The sequence below is a fragment of the Micromonospora sp. 050-3 genome, assembly GCF_046549335.1.
GTDB classification, from domain to species: domain Bacteria; phylum Actinomycetota; class Actinomycetes; order Mycobacteriales; family Micromonosporaceae; genus Micromonospora; species Micromonospora trifolii.
The window spans coordinates 1,058,606-1,076,887 of sequence record NZ_JAJPVX010000002.1; the positions used below are offsets into that span (position 1 = coordinate 1,058,606).

The 18,282-nt window shown below is 72.6% G+C and carries 14 protein-coding genes; 3 read left to right on the forward strand and 11 right to left on the reverse strand.

Going from position 1 to position 18,282, the window contains the following annotated elements:
* Nucleotides 1-68 precede the first annotated feature (68 nt).
* The 9 genes from cydC to deoC form a co-directional block, all read right to left on the reverse strand.
* On the reverse strand, nt 69-1,856 hold the full coding sequence (gene cydC, locus ACLJOK_RS19945) for a thiol reductant ABC exporter subunit CydC (RefSeq protein ID WP_410820240.1): 1,788 nt from the start codon (nt 1,854-1,856) through the stop codon (nt 69-71).
* A complete protein-coding gene (gene cydD, locus ACLJOK_RS19950) occupies nt 1,853-3,529 on the reverse strand; it encodes a thiol reductant ABC exporter subunit CydD (protein ID WP_410820241.1) in 1,677 nt (558 codons plus the stop codon). Before cydD ends, cydC begins: the two co-directional genes overlap by 4 nt.
* On the reverse strand, nt 3,526-4,533 hold the full coding sequence (locus ACLJOK_RS19955; RefSeq protein WP_410820242.1) for a cytochrome d ubiquinol oxidase subunit II: 1,008 nt from the start codon (nt 4,531-4,533) through the stop codon (nt 3,526-3,528). The genes cydD and ACLJOK_RS19955 overlap by 4 nt, the downstream gene beginning before the upstream one ends.
* 10 nt (nt 4,534-4,543) lie before the next feature.
* Nucleotides 4,544-5,797 carry a cytochrome ubiquinol oxidase subunit I gene (locus ACLJOK_RS19960; RefSeq protein ID WP_410820243.1) on the reverse strand — a complete coding sequence of 418 codons (1,254 nt, stop codon included), beginning with the start codon at nt 5,795-5,797 and terminating at the stop codon, nt 4,544-4,546.
* A gap of 324 nt (nt 5,798-6,121) precedes the next feature.
* A complete protein-coding gene (locus tag ACLJOK_RS19965) occupies nt 6,122-7,027 on the reverse strand; it encodes a M56 family metallopeptidase (RefSeq protein WP_410820244.1) in 906 nt (301 codons plus the stop codon).
* Nucleotides 7,028-7,037: 10 nt separating this feature from the next.
* The gene (locus tag ACLJOK_RS19970) at nt 7,038-7,511 is read right to left on the reverse strand and encodes a BlaI/MecI/CopY family transcriptional regulator (protein ID WP_112601951.1); all 474 of its coding nucleotides are present in this window, start codon (nt 7,509-7,511) and stop codon (nt 7,038-7,040) included.
* 285 nt (nt 7,512-7,796) lie between these two features.
* The gene (locus ACLJOK_RS19975; RefSeq protein WP_410820245.1) at nt 7,797-8,621 is read right to left on the reverse strand and encodes an aldehyde dehydrogenase family protein; all 825 of its coding nucleotides are present in this window, start codon (nt 8,619-8,621) and stop codon (nt 7,797-7,799) included.
* On the reverse strand, nt 8,614-10,071 hold the full coding sequence (locus ACLJOK_RS19980) for an aldehyde dehydrogenase family protein (protein WP_410820246.1): 1,458 nt from the start codon (nt 10,069-10,071) through the stop codon (nt 8,614-8,616). The genes ACLJOK_RS19975 and ACLJOK_RS19980 overlap by 8 nt, the downstream gene beginning before the upstream one ends.
* Before the next feature lie 6 nt (nt 10,072-10,077).
* Nucleotides 10,078-11,106 (reverse strand): deoxyribose-phosphate aldolase, encoded by a 1,029-nt coding sequence (gene deoC / locus ACLJOK_RS19985; protein WP_410820247.1) that lies wholly within the window; start codon nt 11,104-11,106, stop codon nt 10,078-10,080.
* Between the two features lie 133 nt (nt 11,107-11,239).
* Between deoC and upp the strand changes: the two genes are divergently transcribed.
* The gene (gene upp / locus ACLJOK_RS19990; protein ID WP_410820248.1) at nt 11,240-11,872 is read left to right on the forward strand and encodes a uracil phosphoribosyltransferase; all 633 of its coding nucleotides are present in this window, start codon (nt 11,240-11,242) and stop codon (nt 11,870-11,872) included.
* 72 nt (nt 11,873-11,944) lie between these two features.
* Nucleotides 11,945-12,622: a GOLPH3/VPS74 family protein gene (locus tag ACLJOK_RS19995; protein WP_238679674.1), complete on the forward strand. Its 678-nt coding sequence runs from the start codon at nt 11,945-11,947 to the stop codon at nt 12,620-12,622.
* 13 nt (nt 12,623-12,635) lie between these two features.
* Here the strand turns inward: ACLJOK_RS19995 and ACLJOK_RS20000 are convergent, their stop codons facing one another.
* Entirely contained in the window at nt 12,636-14,303 is a 1,668-nt protein-coding gene (locus tag ACLJOK_RS20000; RefSeq protein ID WP_410820249.1) for a phospho-sugar mutase, read from the reverse strand.
* A gap of 48 nt (nt 14,304-14,351) precedes the next feature.
* Nucleotides 14,352-16,421, reverse strand: coding sequence for a protein kinase domain-containing protein (locus ACLJOK_RS20005; protein ID WP_410820250.1), 2,070 nt, complete (start codon nt 16,419-16,421; stop codon nt 14,352-14,354).
* 206 nt (nt 16,422-16,627) lie between these two features.
* On the opposite strand from ACLJOK_RS20005, the gene ACLJOK_RS20010 reads away from it, so the two are divergent.
* Entirely contained in the window at nt 16,628-18,211 is a 1,584-nt protein-coding gene (locus tag ACLJOK_RS20010; RefSeq protein ID WP_410820251.1) for a methylmalonyl-CoA mutase, read from the forward strand.
* Nucleotides 18,212-18,282: the final 71 nt, after the last annotated feature.

An 18,282-nucleotide genomic window follows, 5' to 3' on the forward strand; every position in this document is an offset into this window, starting at 1 on the left:
GGCACCACAGTGCCACGGACTCCCGCCGGTCGACGTCCGGGAGAACCCTGGTCCGCCCCCGAGTCGGGTCAGGGAGCGAGCGCCAGGTAACCCCGTTCGGCGGCGGCCTGGAGAAGCCACTGGTCCCGGTACCAGCCCGGGGTCGCGACCAACTCGGCGTGCCGACCGCGCTGGATCACCCGGCCGCCGTCCAGGACCACGATCTCGTCCAGCTCGGCCAGCCCGCTGAGCCGGTGGCTGATCAGCAGCACCGAGTGCCCGGCGGGGGTGGCGGCGAGGGCGGACGCGAGCACCGCGTCCGCGGCGGTCGGGTCCAGACCCTCGGTGGGCTCGTCGAGCACCAGCACCGGCGGCGCGGCGAGCAGTGCGCGGGCGAGCGCCAGCCGCTGCCGCTGCCCGCCGGAGAGCTGCCCGCCCTCCTCGCCGACCAGCGTGTCCCAGCCCGCCGGCTGGGCGCGGACCCAGTCCAGCAGGCCGGCGGCGGCGGTGGCCGCGGTCAGCTCCTCCTCGTCCGCCGCGGCCCGCCCGAGCAGCAGGTTCTCCCGCACCGTGGCATGGAAGACGTACGCCTCGGCCAGCAGCCCGCCGACCGCGCGGGGCAGCGCCTCCTCGGCGTACGTCGAGAGGTCGTGACCGTCCAGGGTGACCCGGCCGGACGCGGGCCGGACGGTGCCGGTCAGCACGGCGGCCAGGGTGCTCTTGCCGGCGCCGCTCGGGCCGACGACAGCGATTCGGCGTCCGGCCGGCAGGTCCAGGCTGACCCCGTCCAGGGCGGGCGCCGCACCGGCCCGGTACCGCACTGTCACGTCGACGAAGCGCAGCTCGTGCGGACCGCTCAGGTCCGTTGGACCGGTCGCGGTCGGCGCGGTCGGCGGGTCGGCGTCGAGGAGATCTGCCACCCGGGTCAGGCCGGGCCGCAGCTGTGTCCACTGCCGGGCCGCCGCGACCAACGCCAGCGTCACCTCGACGGCTGCCAGTGTGCCGACGGCCAGGACGCCCACCAGCACTCCCGGCACGTCGGCGGCGAGCGCGACCAGCACCACAGCTGCGGCGGTCACGCCGGCCGCCAGCACACCGGCTGCGTCGACGGCGAACCCGGTGGCGGCCAGCCGACGTTCCAGCCGGGCCAGTCGGTGGGCGCGCTGCTCGGCGGCGCGCAGCGTGACGTCGGTCGCGCCGAACGCGGCCAGGTCGGCGGCGCCGTGGGTGAGGTCGATCGCGTCGGTGGCCAGCGCGCCCCGCAGGGGGGCCACCTCGGCCGCGCTGCGGCGGGTGACCGCGGTGGCCAACGCGGGTAGCGCCACCCCGGCGACCAGCAGCCCGACGGCGAGCGCGCCGGCGGCCGGTGGCGAGATCAGCGCCGCCACGGCGACCGCCGACAATCCGACCACTGCCGCCGCCGAAGCGGGCACCAGCACCCGCAGCAGCAGATCCTGAACGGCCTCCACGTCGGAGACCAGGCGGCTCAGCACGTCCCCCGAGCGGTGCGCCGTGCCACGGCGGGCCGCCAGGGTGGCGAAGACCCGGGCCCGGACGTCGGTGATCATGCGGAGCACCGCGTCGTGCCCGGCGAGCCGTTCGGTGTAGCGGAACACGCCCCGGCTGATCGCCAGCGCCCGGACCGCGACGATCGCCACTGTGAGGCGGTCCAGCGGAGGCTGACCGGCGGCGCTCATCAGCAGCCAGGTGGCGGTGGCCATCAGGGCGAGCCCGGCGAACTCGGTGGCTGCCGCCAGCAGCCCGGCTCCGACCAGGCGGCCCAGGTACGGCCGGGCCAGTCGCAGCACGGCCCGTTCGGCGGCGGCCCGCCCGGCCGGTGCCGCGTCGGCCACCGCCGGCCCGTGTTCCCCGGTCATCGGGTGGCCTTCCCGGTCGATTCGGGCGTCAACTCGGTGACCCGACCGTCCTCGATGCGCAGGATCCGGTCGGCGTCGGCCAGCAACGCCGGCCGGTGCGCGACCAGCAGCGCCGTCCGCCCGGCGACCAGGCGACGGGTGGCGTCGAGCACCACCGCCTCCGCCGCCGTGTCGAGTCGGGCGGTGGGTTCGTCGAGCAACACCACCGGGGCGGCACGCAGGAACGCCCGGGCCAGTGCCACCCGCTGCCGCTGCCCGCTGGACAGCCCGTGACCGCGCTCGCCCAGCAGGGTGTCGAGCCCGTCGGGCAGGCCGGCCACCACGTCGTCAAGGGCGGCGTCGTGCACGGCGGCGGTGAGTGCGTCGGCCGGGGTGTCCGGCGCGCCGAGGCGGATGTTGTCGGCCAGCGAGGCGGCGAAGAGGTGCGCCCGCTGCGGCACCCAGGCGAGCTGCCGACGCCAGGCGTCCGGGTCGGCAGTGGCGAGGTCGACCCCGTCCACTGTGATCCGGCCGCTGGTCGGCACCACGAAGCCCAGCAGCAGGCCGAGCAGTGTGCTCTTGCCGGCGCCGCTGGGCCCGATGATGGCGATCCGCTCACCGGGCCGGATGGTCAGTGTCACGTCGCGCAGCGCTGTGGTCCGCTCGTACGCCACTGTCACCCCCTCGAACCGGATCTCGGCCCGCGCGTCCGGGACGGAGGCGCCCTCGGCGGCCCGGGGCGCGGTGGGTGCGGCGGAGACGGTCAACGCCTCGTCCAGCGCGGCCAGCCCTTCCATGCTTGCGTGGAAGCGGCTGCCGGCGGCCCGCAGCGGCAGGTACGCCTCCGGGGTCAGCAGCAGCACCAGCAGCGCGGTCTGCAGGGCCAGCCCGCCGCCGAGCAGGCGGATGCCGACCGGCACCGCTACCAGCGCCACTGAGAGGGTGGCGACCAACTCGAGGACCAGCGCGGAGAGGAACGCGATCCGCAGCGTCTTCATGGTGGCGACGCGGTGACCGTCGGCCATCCGGCGCACCACGTCGGTCTGCGCCCGGGCCCGCCCGAACGCGCGCAGCGTGGGCAGCCCGGCGACCATGTCGAGGAAGTGCCCGCCGAGCAGTGCGAGCCGCCGCCACTGCCGTTCGGTGGCGGCCTGCGCCTGCCAGCCGAGCAGCGCTCCGAAGACCGGGATCAGCGGCAGGGTCAGCGCGATGATCACCGCCGAACTCCAGTCGGCGAAGACCACCCGCGCCAGCACCGCCAGTGGCACCGTCACGCTGAGCACCAGTTGCGGCAGGTAGCCGGTGAAGTACGCGTCCAGCGCGTCCAACCCACGCCCGGCCAGGGTGGCGATCTCACCGGCCCGCTGCCCGGCCACCCAGCCGGGCCCGTGCCGGCCCACAGCGCCGAGCAGGTCGGCCCGCAGCGTGGCCTTGACCGTGGCGGCGACCCGCGCCGAGACCGTGCCCTGCGCCCAGACCAGTGCCGAGCGGGCGGCGACCGCGACCACGAAGCCGGCCAGCGCCGGTCGATCCAGCCGGCCGTCGATCGCCGTGGCCAGCAGCGACGCGAGCGCGGTGGCCTGCGCCACGATCAACCCGGCGGCCAGCACCCCCAGGAGCGCGAGCACGGCAAGATCGCCCCGGGCCGCAGGGACCCGGCGCAGCAGACGCGGGTCGAACGGACGGCGGCTCACCAGTACACCGGTGCCCTACCGTCGGTCCGTCCTCGGAAAACCCACCAGCACATCGCCTGGAAGCCTAGTAGGGCCGGAAGTAGCGGCAGCGCCACCCAGCCCAGCAGCCGCAGTGTCGGCGCGCTGGCGGCGGCGTCGGCCACCCGCAACGAGGCGTCCGGGTCGGTCGTGGACACCAGAACGTAGGGCCAGAGAGCGGCTCCGACCAGCACCACCGGCAGCGCCAGGGCCGCGCCGGTGGCGACCAGAGCCCATCCTGGCCGCCGCCGGGTCAGCGCCGCGCGGGCCGCCAGCAGCGCCGCCACGAGCAGCACCGGCAGGAGTAGGGCCACCGCCGGCCGCTGCACGGCGTCGCGTACCCGGGCGGAGAGCAGGCCCACGACGGTGGCCAGGGCGACGGCGGTGAGCGCCACCGGGACCAGCCGACGGGCCGTGCGGCCGACCGCGGCGGCGGCCTCGGCCGACAGCCGCAGGGTGAGGAAGGTCGCCCCGTGCACCGCTACCAGTGTGACCATGGTCAGCCCGGCGGCGGCCGCGAACGGGGTGGCCAGGTGCGTCACCCCGGCGACGTGCCCGTCGGCCTGCAGCGGTACGCCCTGCAACAGCGCGGCGAGCAGCGCACCCCAGCCCAGCGCGGCGAGGGCGCTGCCGATCACCACGACGCGGTCCCAGCGGGCGCGGATCCGCTCGTGGCTGGGTCGGCTGCGCAGCTGCACCCCGACGGTGACCAGGATGACGCCGACCAGGGCGCCGACGACGACCGGATAGCAGCCGGCCAGCAACTCGCCCTCCAGGAGGGGGAACGCGCCGAAGAGGATGCCCATGGCGGCCACCAGCCAGACCTCGTTGCCGAGGAAGAACGGGCCGAGCGCGGTGAGCGCCTCCCGCCGCCCGGCCGGGCCGACGCCGCGGGCGAGCAGCAGCCCGACGCCGTAGTCGTAGCCGGCGAGCACCAGGTAGCTGGCGAAGAAGAGGCCGAGCAGGGCGTACCAGGCGAGGTCCACTGTCTACTCCTCAGATGAGGGCGGGTTCGGGGTGGGCCGGCTCGCTGGGCGGTGCCGGTGGGCGGCCGAGCGCCGGGTCGGCCGCGCCGCGCCTGGCGTGCCGGGCGAGCAGCACCCAGTTGGTGACGGCGAGGGTGCCCAGCAGCAGGCTGAACCCGATCAGCGAGGTGAGCATCAGCGGTGCGCTGACCGGGGAGACGGCCTGCTCGGTGGGGAGCAGCCCGTACGCCACCCAGGGTTGACGGCCGACCTCCCGGGAGATCCAGCCGAGGATCACCGCGATGAACGGCAGCGGCAGGGCGAGCAGGATCAGCCAGAGTGGGAAGCGCAGTCGGATGATCCAGTCCCGGAAGAGCAGGGGCAGCAGGAGCCAGACGCAGCCGAGGGTGAAGCCGATCAGGATCATGAAGCCCAACCCGACGCTGGCCAGCACCGGTGGGGTGTAGTCGCCGGGGCCGAACCGGGTGGTCCACTCCGCGATCAGCGCCTGGCTCTCCAGGCTGTCGCCGCCGAACTTGGTCGGCTGCACCGAGCCCACCGGGCCGAACTGGGCGAAACCGAAGCCCTGCACCATCGTGATGGCCAGTGCCGCGGTGACCAGGCCGATCCGCAGCGAGGTGCGGAAAAGCGCGAAGTCCGGGGTACGCCGGATCAGGTGCCCGGCGCTGACCGCCGCCATCAGCATCCCGCCGACCAGCAGCGCCGCCGAGACAACGTGCCCGAAGGCCATGCCGAGGCTGGGGTTGGTGAGCAGCGCGCCGAAGTCGGTGAGGTGGGCGATCCCGTCGCGGACCTCGTACCCGACCGGGTTCTGGAGCCAGGAGTTGGCCACCATGATCCAGAACGCCGAGGCGTACGCGGTGATCGCCACGCCCCAGAGCAGCGCGAGGTGGACGCCCTTGCCGAGCCGGTGCCAGCCGAAGATCCACATGCCGAGGAACGTGGACTCCAGGAAGAACGCCACAAGCGTCTCGATGGCCAGGGGCGCCCCGAAGACGTTGCCGACGTAGCGCGACAGGCCACTCCAGTTCAGCCCGAACTGGAACTCCATCACGATCCCGGTGGCGATGCCGAGCACATAGTTGATCACGTAGAGCTGGCCCCAGTAGCGGGTCAGCCGCTCCCACTTCGGGTTGCCGGTGAGCACCCAGGCGGTCTGCATGCCGACCAGCAGGGTGACCAGCCCGAGCGTGACGACGACGAACAGGAAGTGGATCGACGTGGTAGTGGCGAACTGCAGGCGGGCGAGGAGCAGGGTGTCCATGACCAGCCCTCCATAGCGTTGGCTGCCTTGTCGTAGCCACCCTACACGTAGCTAGCCTACATAAAAACTCTACTACGTCCTGTCGTAGTCAATGTTACGACGAGGCGTAGTAGCTGCGTTTGCTGGGGAGGTGCGGCGAGGCAGCGGCAGACGAGGGGGCCGCCTACCCCGCCTTGCCGCCTTTGCTCTGCTTCAATCCACGCGAGGGTTTTGCCGCGCATGTGGTGCGTGGGTTGAAGCAGAGCAAAGGGAGCTTCGCCCACCTGCCCACCCGGCCGGCGACACGCCGTCACCCGGGCAGTGGCGTGGGGCGGGGTTGGCCCGTCAGCTCAGGAAGAGGGTGACCGGGAGGGCGACCAGCGTGGTGGCGACCGCGAGGGCGGTGGCGCCCAGCACCCGGGGCGGCCGGTCGCTGACCAGCAGGCGCTGCACCCGTACGTCGAGATCCCGGTCGCCCATGCCGAGAGCGCCGGCCGGGGTGATCCGGTGCCCGGCGGCGGCGAACCGGCGTAGCGCCCCCGCCAGCGGGGCCTCGGCGTGCAGCTCGCGGGCCTTGTCGTCGGCGCGCATCTCGACCAGCAGGGCGACCCGCTCGTGCGCGTCGCGCACCCAGCCGAACCACGGCAGCGCCCGGCACAGCGCGGTGAACGGCAGCAGCACCAGGTCGTGCCGCTCGTGGGCGTGCGCACGCTCGTGACTGAGCACCGCGGCCAGCTCGGCCCGGTCCAACAGGCTCAGGGTGCCGGCGCTGACCACCACCTGTGGCTTCACGCCCGGCAGGCAGTACGCGGCGGCGCTCGGATGATCCAGCACCAGTGCGCCCGGCGCGGCCGGGTCGTTCCGGGCGACAAGGGAGAGCAGGTCCCGGTGGCGACGCTGGGCGCGTACGGTGCCGTGGATGCTGCGCACTGTCGTCGTGACCAGCACCGCTCCGATGCCGAAGCCCACGCCGACGCCGGCCAGGTGGAACGTGCCCACCCCGATCGGCAGGGCGCCGTGGGCGAGGTCGTTGGCCAGGGCGAGCAGTGCGCTACCTGTCGGCCGGTCGTACGCGCTCAGCCCGAGCGCCATCGGCAGGCCCATCGCCGAGAGGCCCAACGCCAGCCCGACGGCCTGCCAGCAGAGGATCGCCACCCGGGGGCTGCGCCATGTCCAGGTGGAGCGGGCCAATACCTGGGCGGTCAGATAGCAGGCCAGCATCGTGGCGGCGAAGTGCACGGCGTAGGCCATGGTGTGCGCCCTACCGCTCCGCTGCTTCGCCGGCGGGTCGTCGGCCCGCCGGCCCGTCCACCCGATCGGTCAGGGTGTCGGCCCCGCCCGCGTCGCCGCCGGTGGAGCCCGGCCCGGTCAGGCCGGCCTCGCTGCCCAGGGCTGCTCGCAGCACCTCGGCTTCGGTGCCGGTCACCGAGCGGGCGAACCGCACCAGCGCGGCGTCCCGGCTGCCGCCCAGGTCGAGGGCGTCGAGCATGAGTTGAGCGATGTGCGCCTCGCGGCTGGCCGCCGGACGGTACCGCCAGGCCCGGCCCTCCCGCTCCCGCTGCACCATGCCCTTGCCGGCGAGCCGGTCCAGCACTGTCATCACAGTGGTGTACGCCAGCTCGCGGCCATCGAGCGCGTCGGCCACCTCGCGCACGGTCACCCCGTCCGACGTGCCGGGAACCACGTCCCACAGCACGTCCATCACCGCACGCTCAAGATCGCCCAACCGAGTCACGAACCAATCCTACCCCCGGTAGTAGACCCCCCACCCACCCCACCGGGCCGATCATGAGGTTGACCGACCCCCAGGAGATCAACACCCCCGCCAACCCCATGATCACCGCACTTGAGGTCCGAGGGCGGGCCGCCCAACCCGAGGCAGAACCCCTGAGCTGACCCACCCGACGAACCCGGCCCACGTCAGGTTTTCCGGGGGAGCCCCGCCCGCGCAGGGATCAAGCCTGACCGCCCGGAGCGGGCGGGGCTCCCCCGGAAAACCCAGAAGGCCGAGCAAAAACGATCACACCCCCTTGGGGTGCCACACCGTCTTCGTCTCCAACAGCGCGGTCATCGGCGCCACCCCCGGGTCACCGGTCCAGTCGTGGTCGGCCGGGGCCGGTCGGAGCACCCGCTTGAGGTTCTCCGCCGCCTTGACCTCAAGGTCGGTGGCGAGCGCGGCGTCGGTGACCCCGGTCAGGTCGATCGCGTTGACGTCCATGTGCGCGGCCAACGTCGGCGCGGTCTCGGTGATCGCGCCGGTGAGGATGTTGACCACACCGCCGGGCAGGTCGGAGGTGGCCAGCACCTCGGCCAGCGTCACCGCCGCCAGCGGCTCGCTCGGGGAGGCCGCCACCACCACCGTGTTGCCGGTGATGATCGCCGGGGCGATCACGCTGACCAGGCCGAGCAGCGCCGGGCGTTCCGGGGCGACCACAGCGACCACGCCGGTCGGCTCGGGCGCGGAGATGTTGAAGTACGGGCCGGCGACCGGGTTGGCGCCGCCGTACACCTGGGCGAGCTTGTCGGCCCAGCCGGCGTACCAGACCCAGCGGTCGATCGCGGCGTCCACCTCGTCGCCGGGGATGCCCAGGGCGACGAACTGTTCGCGGCGGCCCTCCAGCATCTCGGCGGCCCGGTAGAGGATCTGACCCCGGTTGTACGCGGTCGCGCCGGCCCAGCCCTTGACGGCGGCGCGGGCGGCGACCACAGCGTCCCGGGCGTCCTTGCGGGAGGCCAGTGACACATTCGAGGACTGCACGAGATACGACCGTCCCGACTCGCTGCGCGGGAACTTCCCGCCGATGAAGAGCTTGTACGTCTTGCGTACCGCGACCCGCTCAGACATTGAGGTAGCCCTCCAGCCCGTGCCGGCCGCCCTCGCGACCGTAGCCCGACTCCTTGTACCCACCGAACGGCGAGGTGGGGTCGAACTTGTTGAAGGTGTTGGCCCAGACGACGCCGGCGCGCAGCCGGTCGGCCATCCACAGGATCCGGGAGCCCTTGTCGGTCCAGATCCCGGCCGACAGCCCGAACGGCGTGTTGTTGGCCTTCTCCACGGCCTCGGCCGGGGTGCGGAAGGTGAGCACCGACAGCACCGGGCCGAAGATCTCCTCGCGGGCGATCCGGTGAGCCTGGGTGACGCCGGTGAAGATGGTCGGCGCGAACCAGAAGCCCCGGTCGGGCAGGTCACACGGCGGTGACCAGCGCTCGGCGCCCTCGGCCGACCCGGCGTCGGACAGTTCGCGGATCCGCTCCAGCTGGGCGGCCGAGTTGATCGCGCCGACGTCGGTGTTCTTGTCCAGCGGGTCGCCGACCCGGAGCTGAGCCATCCGTCGCTTCAGCGACTCCAGCACCCGGTCGGCCACGTTCTCCTGGACCAGCAGTCGGGAGCCGGCGCAGCAGACGTGCCCCTGGTTGAAGAAGATGCCGTTGACGATGCCCTCGACGGCCTGGTCGATGGGTGCGTCGTCGAAGACGATGTTGGCGGCCTTGCCGCCCAGCTCCAGGGTGAGTTTCTTGCGGGTGCCGGCGATCGACCGGGCGATGGCCCGGCCCACGTCGGTGGAGCCGGTGAAGGCGACCTTGTCCACGCCGGGGTGCTCGACCAGCGCGCGGCCAGTGTCGCCGGCGCCGGTGAGGATGTTGACCACACCGGCCGGCAGCTCGGCCTGCTGGCAGATCTCGGCGAAGAGCAGCGCGGTCAGCGGGGTGGTCTCGGCCGGCTTCAGCACCACGGTGTTGCCCGCGGCGAGCGCCGGAGCGATCTTCCAGGCCAGCATGAGCAGCGGGAAGTTCCACGGGATGACCTGCGCCGCAACCCCAAGGGGTTGCGGGTTCGCCCCACTGTGCTGGCTCGTCGGCCTCCGGCCGAACCCGGCGTGCTCCAGCTTGTCGGCCCAGCCCGCGTAGTAGAAGAAGTGCGCGGCTACCAGCGGCAGGTCGACGTCGCGGGACTCGCGGATCGGCTTGCCGTTGTCCAGCGATTCGAGGACGGCCAGCTCGCGGGAGCGCTCCTGGATGAGCCGGGCGATCCGGTACAGGTACTTCGCCCGGTCCCGGCCCGACATCGGGCCCCAGACCTTGTCGTACGCCTTCCGGGCGGCGCGGACCGCGCGTTCCACGTCCTGGGCGCCGGCCTCGGCGACCTCGGCCAGCACCTCCTCGGAGGCGGGGTTGATCGACTTGAAGCTGCCACCGTCGGTCGGGTCGACGAACGTGCCGTCGATGAACAGCCCGTACGAGGGCTTGAGGTCCACCACCGAGCGGGACTCGGGGGCGGGGGCGTATTCGAACATCGGCTATCAGTCCAGGGTGAAGTAGTCGGGACCGGAGTAGGTGCCGGTCGTCAGCTTGGTGCGCTGCATCAGCAGGTCGTTGAGCAGGCTGGAGGCGCCGAAGCGGAACCAGTCCGGGTCGAGCCAGTCCGGGCCGACGGTTTCGTTGACCATCACCAGGTACTTGATCGCGTCCTTGGTGGTCTTGATGCCACCGGCGGGCTTCACGCCCACCTGACGCCCGGTCGCCTCGCGGAAGTCGCGGACCGCTTCCAGCATGACCAGGGTCACCGGCATCGTCGCCGCGACCGGGACCTTGCCGGTGGAGGTCTTGATGAAGTCGCCGCCGGCCAGCATGGCCAGCCAGGAGGCCCGCCGAACGTTGTCGTAGGTGGCCAGCTCGCCGGTCTCCAGGATCACCTTGAGGTGGGCATCCCCGGAGGCTTCCTTGGTGGCCACGATCTCGTCGTAGACCTCCTTGTACCGCCCGGCCAGGAACGCACCCCGGTTGATCACCATGTCGATTTCGTCGGCGCCGGCCGCGACGGCGGCCCGGGTGTCGGCCAGCTTGATCTCCAACGGCGCCTGACCCGACGGGAACGCGGTCGCCACGCTGGCCAGGTGCACAATGCCAAGTCCGGCCGGCGCGGCGCCGCCCGCATGTCCCGGTTCGCCGGATGGCCGCCCGGACCCGGCACCACTTCCGCGCAGCACCTCCGCCACGTGGGGAACCATCGCCGGGTAGACGCAGACCGCGCCGACGTGCGGGCAGGACGGGTCGGCCGGGTCCGGGCGCAGGGCCTTCGCGGCGAGCGCGCGCACCTTGCCCGGGGTGTCCGCCCCTTCCAGGGTGGTCAGGTCGACCATCCGGATCGCCAGGTCGATCGCCCGGGCCTTGGCGGTGGTCTTGATGGAGCGGGTGCCGAGCTGTGCCGCCCGCTGCTCCGCGCCGACCTGGTCCACGCCGGGCAGGCCGTGCAGGAAGGTCCGCAGAGCGGTCTCGGATCGTCCCAGCTCGGAGAGCTCCGACCGGGCCGACGTCGTTGTCGCCGTCATGCCGAGAAGTCTACGCACCGGACCGCCGAGTGATCTTGCTCACGAGCGCTCGGTGACCTGCCGACGTGAGCGGCGTCCCTGGTCCGACCGCACCCGCACCGCCGCGCGGTACGGACCGGTAGGTTGAGCGATCGTGGACGTACACGTCATTGACCACCCGCTGGCCCAGTCCAGGTTGACTGCCATGCGGGACGCGCGCACCGATTCCTCGACGTTCCGGGCGGCGCTGCACGAACTGACCACCATGCTGGTGTACGAGGCGGCGCGCACCTTCCCCGTCGAGCGGTACCCGGTGCAGACGCCGGTCACCGGCACCGAGGGCACCCGGCTGGCCAACCCGCCGCTGCTGGTCCCGGTGCTGCGCGCCGGTCTGGGCATGGCGGACGCCGCGTTGGGCCTTCTGCCCGAGTCGTCGATGGGTTTCGTGGGCCTGGCCCGCGACGAGGTGACCTACGAGCCTCGCGCGTACATGGAGTCGCTGCCCCGCGACCTGGCCGGGCTGCCGGTGCTGGTGCTCGACCCGATGCTGGCCACCGGTGGTTCGCTGGAGCACTCCTGTCGGCTGCTGGCCGATCGGGGCTGCACCGACATCACAGTGCTCTGCGTGCTCGCCGCCCCGGTCGGCATCGACCGGCTGGAGCGCTCCGGCCTGCCGTTGCGCCTGGTCACGGCCTCGATCGACGAGGGGCTCAACGACAGCATGTTCATCGTCCCCGGCCTCGGTGACGCCGGTGACCGCCAGTTCGGTGGCATGCCCCGCTTCTGAGGGGACACCCGGTCGGTGCCGGGTCCGGCGGGTCCGTGCGCGCGGTGCGCGGACCCGCTACCGTCTCCGGCCATGACTGGTGTTGCGCTCGCCGAGGAATTGCTGCTCCTCGCCTACGACGACACGACCGGCAAGGCGACCATGCCACGGATCAGCCTGGACCTGGGCATGGCCGCCGCGGTGCTGGTCGAGCTGGCTCTGGCCGGCCGGATCGCGTACGCCGACGGGTCCCTGACGGTGATCGACCCGACGCCGACCGGCGAGCCGTTCAGCGACGATGTCCTCAGCCGGATCACCGCCGATACCCCGCACACCCCGGCGTCCTGGGTGCAGCGTCTGCGGCACGGCCTGCGCGACCGGATCCTCGCCGACCTGTGCCGGCAGGGCGTCGTCCGGGACGTCGACGAGACCGAGTTGGGCTTCATCCACGTGCACCGTTACCCGGTCGTGGACACCTCCGTCGAGGCGGAGACCCGGCAGCGGCTGGCCGAGGCGCTGACCGGCGCGGCAGCCCCGGACGAGCGGACCGCCGCGCTGGCCACCCTGGTAGTGGTGCTCCGGATGGAGTCCGCGCTCGGGGTGAGCGGCGAGGCCGCCGCCGACGCCCGCCGCCGGTTGACGGAGATCGCCACCGGCGCCGGGTTCTCCGGCGAGGTGAGCACCGACGACTCGGTGGTCCGGCCGTCGGTCGGCCTGGTCGTCGCCGCCCTGGCCAAGGCCGTCGACCAGGCACTCGGCCCGCGCCGCTGACCCCGCGCGCCGGTCAGAGCCCCAGAGCTGCGGCGATCTCGCCGCGCAGGGCGGCGACGGCCTGCGCCGCCCTGCTGCGGGCCGTCTGGACGTCACCGTCCACTACCGGTTCCACCACCTCGAGGTACGCCTTGAGCTTCGGCTCGGTCCCGGACGGGCGGATCACCACCCGGGCCACAGCGGTCCGCAGGATCACCACGTCCGACTCGGGCAGCAGGTCCCGGACACTGTCCACCGGCTGCCCGAGCAGGGTGGCCGGGGTGGCCGCCCGGATCCGGGCCATCGCGTCCGAGATGACCCGCAGGTCGTCCACCCGGGCGGAGAGCTGGTCGGTGTGGTGTACGCCGAACTCGGCGGCCAGCTCGTCCAGCCGGTCGGTCAACGTACGACCCTGCGTCTTCAGGCCGGCGGCCAACTCGGCCACTGTCAGCGCGGCGGTGATCCCGTCCTTGTCCCGGACGTGTTCCGGGGCGACGCAGTAACCGAGCGCCTCCTCGTAGCCGAAGACCAGCGGCGCGCTCCCGCCGCCGGCCCGCACGATCCACTTGAAGCCGGTCAGCGTCTCGTCGTAGGGCAGGCCCCGGGCAGCGCACATCGCCCGCAGCAGCGACGACGACACGATGGTGGTGGCGTAGAGGCCGGTCACCCCCCGGCGCATCAGGTGGTCGGCGAGCAGGACACCCACCTCGTCGCCGCGCAGCATCCGCCAGCCGTCGCGGTCGTCCCGGACGACCACAGCGCAACGGTCGGCGTCCGGGTCGTTGGCGATGGCGAGGTCCGCGCCGGTGGAGTCGGCCAGGGCGATCAGCCGGTCCACAGCACCGGGCTCCTCAGGGTTGGGGAACGACACGGTGGGGAACGCCGGGTCCGGCTCGGCCTGGTCGGGCACCACCCCGGGGGTCGGGAAGCCAGCGCGGGCGAAGGCGGCGGTGAGCACCGCCGCTCCCACCCCGTGCAGCGGCGTGTACGCCACCGTCAGGTCCCGTGGCCCGTCCGGGTCGATCACCGCGGTGGCCCGTTCGACGTACGAGGCGACCAGGTCGTCGCCGAGCACCTGGCCGGGCTCGCCCAACGGCACCTGGGCCAGCGGCCCGACCGATCGGATGGCCGCCTCGATACCGGCGTCGGCGGGTGGCACGATCTGCGCGCCAGCGCCCAACTCGCCGCCCAGCTCAGCGCCGAGGTAGACCTTGTAGCCGTTGTCCTGCGGCGGGTTGTGGCTGGCCGTGACCATCACGCCGGCGACACCGCCGAGGTGCCGCACCGCGTACGCCAGCACCGGGGTGGGCAGCGGGTGGGGCAGCAGCAGGGCCGGGCGGCCCGCGCCGGTGGCCACCTGGGCGGTGCGCTCCGCGAACTGCCGGGAGCCGTACCGGGCGTCGTACCCGATCACCAGCGGGCCGGTGCCTCCCTGGGCCGCGAGCCAGGTGACCAGGCCGGCAGCGGCCTGGGTGACCACGGCGAGGTTCATGCCGTTCGGGCCGGCGCGCAGCGGGCCGCGCAGGCCCGCCGTGCCGAAGGTCAGCGGGCCGGCGAACCGGTCAGCCAGCTCCGGGGCGCTCGCCGGCAGCCCGTCGAGCACCGCCGTCAGCTCGTCCCGGCTGACCGGGTCGGGGTCGTCGGCCAGCCAACGCCGGGCTTGCTCGCGAATGTCGTCGATGTCAGTGGTGTCCGCCGCCATGCCCCTTGATAGCACGGCGACGGATCACCCCTGTGGGTTCCCTCCGGCTCAGCCGTTTCCGGTGAGCTGGAACGTCCGCGTCATCTCCTCGAAGATCGGCTTGCTCTCCGCGAACTTGGCGTCGGTGGCGGTGAGGTAGAACGAGTACGCCTTGCCGTCCTGCGCCACGCCCCGCCAGACGCCGTGCCGCATCGCGTCACCCTCACCGCAGGTGTACTCGAATTCCGCTGCCGGCTTGCTGGCCAGCTCGGTCTCGGTGGAGGAGATCTGGTTGTACGGCTTGACGCAGGAGGTGCTCCGGGTCTTGAGGCCGTTCTCGGCCGTCTCGGCCCATCGGGTGGAGCTGCTGCTCCACTTCTCGGTGATGATGCGGACCTTGCGGCCGCTGTCCGTCGGGTCGACGTAGTCGGTGTACGAACCGCCGGTGGTCTTCTTCCACCCCTTCGGCACCATGACCTGGATTCCGCGGGCCGTGTGCTCCTGCATCTCGACAGTGGGAGCCGCCGGGGCGGACGACGCGGTGGGCTGCGCCGCCGGGGTGTTCGGCGGCGGGTCGTCGCCGCTGGAGAGCGCGACAGCGGTGAGCAGCAACACGACGACCAGACCGCCGGCCGCGGCGAGCTGCACCTTGCGCGGCCAGCCCTTGACCGTGGTGACGAGCTGACCACCGGTGGCCCGGACCTTGTCCAACGCGCTGCCGCCCGAAGCGGCGGGTGTGGTCGCCCAGGGCTGACCGGTGCCCGGCACCGACCACTGGTTGCCGCCGCCGTAGGTGCCGCCGACGCGCTGGGTGGCCTCCGGTGCTGCGCCGCCGTACCCGACCTGCTGGGTGGCATCGGCCGGGCTGCCGTAGCTGACCCGCTGGGTGGCGTCGGGGTGCCCGCCGGCGTCCACCCGCTGGGTGGCGTCCGCGTTGCCACCGTAGGTGCGCCCGGCCGCCGGTCGGCCGGGGGTCGGCATCGCGCCGGTCGGCGTGTGCAGCGGGCCGGCCAACGCGTCGGCGCTGGTCTCGTCGAGACCGCCGGTTGCGCCGGCCGCGCGAGCTGCCTGCGGGCGCTCGCCCCGGCGCATCGAGGCCAGCCGGTCGGTCAGGGACTCACCCGGGGCCAGCATCGCCGGGCCACCGATCTGGCTGTCCGGCTTCGGCTCCGGCTGGGCCGGCGGAAGGACGGGGATGGGGCGCTGCTGCACCGGCACCACGGCGTACGGGTCGGTGACCGAGTGCACAGCCGTCGCCGTGCTGCCCAGCGGGCCGGCGAGCAGCTCGCGCAGCATGGCCCGGGAGGTGTGCACGTCGAGTCGGCGCGCCGGGTCCTTCTCCAACAGACCCATCAGCACCCGGGTCAGCGGGCCGCTGCGCTGCGGCGGGGCGGGTGGGTCCTCCACCACGGCGTGCATGGTCTCGATCGGGTCGCCCTTGTCGAACGGGGGTCGCCCCTCGACAGCCGTGTAGAGCGTCACACCCAGCGAGAAGAGGTCACTGGGCGGGCCGAACTCCTGGCCCATGGCCCGCTCGGGCGAGATGAAGTGCGGCGAGCCGAGCACCATGCCGGGGGTGGTGAGCTGCACGTCGGTGGGCATCCGAGCGACACCGAAGTCGGTCAGCACGCAGCGCCCGTCGGTGCAGATCAGCACGTTTGCGGGTTTGACGTCGCGGTGCAGCACGCCGATCGCGTGCGCGACCTCCAACGCGCCGAGCAGCGCGATACCGATCTTGGCGACGGCGCGGGGCGCGACCGGCCCGTCCTCGATCACCATGTCGGCGAGGCTGCGGGCGTCCAGCAGCTCCATCACGATCCACGGCCGGCCGGCCTCGGTGACCACGTCGTACACCTGCACCACAGCGGGGTGCTGGATGGCGGCGGCGGCGCGGGCCTCGCGCAGGGTGCGTTCGTACATCGCGTCGCGGTCGCTGGGGGCCAGCCCCGGGGGCAGGACGACCTCCTTCACCGCCACGTCACGGCGCAGCAGGGTGTCTGTGGCGCGCCACACCGTGCCCATGCCGCCGTTGCCCACCGAGGACCGCAGCGAGTACCGGCCACCAATGGTGGTGCCGGGCGCCGCTCGTCCGTTGGCGGGACTAACTGGTCCGCCGCTCCACGTCGGGATCTGAGTCACAGAAAAGCCACCGGGGGAAATCGAGGGGGGCTGGGACACAACCCCCCTATCTTGCTGGTTCCGACGCCCGATGCGAAAGCCGACGCGACGGACGTTTATCGAAGTCGACAGAACGTGCCCTGTCGTTCACCTGGTGTCGACCGGTCGGGACGCACTGTGCGGTATCCCTCACCCGACGACGTGGCCAGGCGTCCTACCATCCGGGGATGAACCAACGGCGGTCAAGTGAGTCCGGTTTCCCGATCAACGGCGTCTACACGGAGGCCGACCTTCCGGAGGACCTGGACTCCCGGCTCGGCAGCCCGGGCGAGTTCCCGTACACCAGGGGTGTCTACCCCACCATGTACACCTCCCGCCCGTGGACCATGCGCCAGTACGCCGGCTTCGGCACCGCCACCGAGTCCAACGCGCGGTACCACCAGCTGTTGCGGGCCGGCACGATGGGCCTGTCGGTCGCGTTCGACCTGCCCACCCAGATGGGCTACGACTCCGACGAGCCGATCGCGCACGGCGAGGTCGGCAAGGTGGGTGTCGCTATCGACTCCATCGAGGACATGCGGCTGCTCTTCGCCGACATCCCCCTGGACAAGGTGTCCACCTCGATGACGATCAACGCGCCCGGCTCGGTGCTGCTGCTGCTCTACCAACTCGTCGCCGAGGAGAACGGGGTGCCGGGCACGGCGCTCAACGGCACCATCCAGAACGACATCCTCAAGGAGTACATCGCCCGGGGGACGTACATCTTCCCGCCGAAGCCGTCGCTGCGCCTGGTGGCCGACACGTTCGCGTACTGCCGCAGCGAGGTGCCGAAGTGGAACACCATTTCCATCTCCGGCTACCACATGGCGGAGGCCGGCGCGACGCCCGCGCAGGAGATCGCGTTCACCCTGGCCAACGGGGTGGAGTACGTACGGGCGGCGCTGGCCGCCGGGCTCGCCGTCGACGACTTCGCGCCCCGTCTGTCGTTCTTCTTCGTGGCCCGCACCACGCTGCTGGAGGAGGTGGCGAAGTTCCGCGCCGCCCGGCGGATCTGGGCCCGGCTGATGCGGGACGACTTCGGCGCCAAGGATCCGAAGTCGTTGATGCTGCGGTTCCACACCCAGACCGCTGGCGTGCAGCTCACCGCCCAGCAGCCGGAGGTGAACCTCGTTCGGGTGGCGGTGCAGGGGTTGGCCGCCGTGCTCGGTGGCACCCAGTCGTTGCACACCAACAGCTTCGACGAGGCGATCGCTCTGCCCACCGAGAAGGCGGCCCGGCTCGCGCTGCGTACCCAGCAGGTGCTGGCCTACGAGACGGACCTGACCGCCACCGTCGACCCGTTCGCCGGGTCGTACGTGGTGGAGGCGATGACCGCCGAGATCGAGGCCGCCGCCGTCGAGTTGATGGAGCGGGTGGCCGACCACGGCTCGGCGGTGGACGCGATCGAGGCCGGGTTCCAGAAGCGGGAGATCGAGCAGTCCGCGTACCGGATCGCCCAGGAGATCGACTCGGGGGAGCGGGTGGTGGTCGGGCTCAACCGGTTCACAGTTGACGAGGAGGAGCCCTACGAGCCGCTGCGGGTCGACCCGACGATCGAGGCGGCCCAGGCCGACCGGCTGGCCCGGCTGCGCTCCGAGCGGGACGCCGACGCGGTGGCGCGGGCGCTCGCCGATCTTCGGGCCGCCGCCGAGGGCACGGAGAACGTGTTGTACCCGATGAAGGAGGCGCTGCGGGCCCGGGCGACGGTGGGCGAGGTCTGCGGGACGCTGCGTGAGGTGTGGGGGTTGTACCGGCCCACCGACCGCTTCTGAGCGCTCCGGCCACGACTGCGGCTGAGCGCCTGGCCGTGACTGCGGCCTCGGGGCGGTGTGTCAAGCGCTGT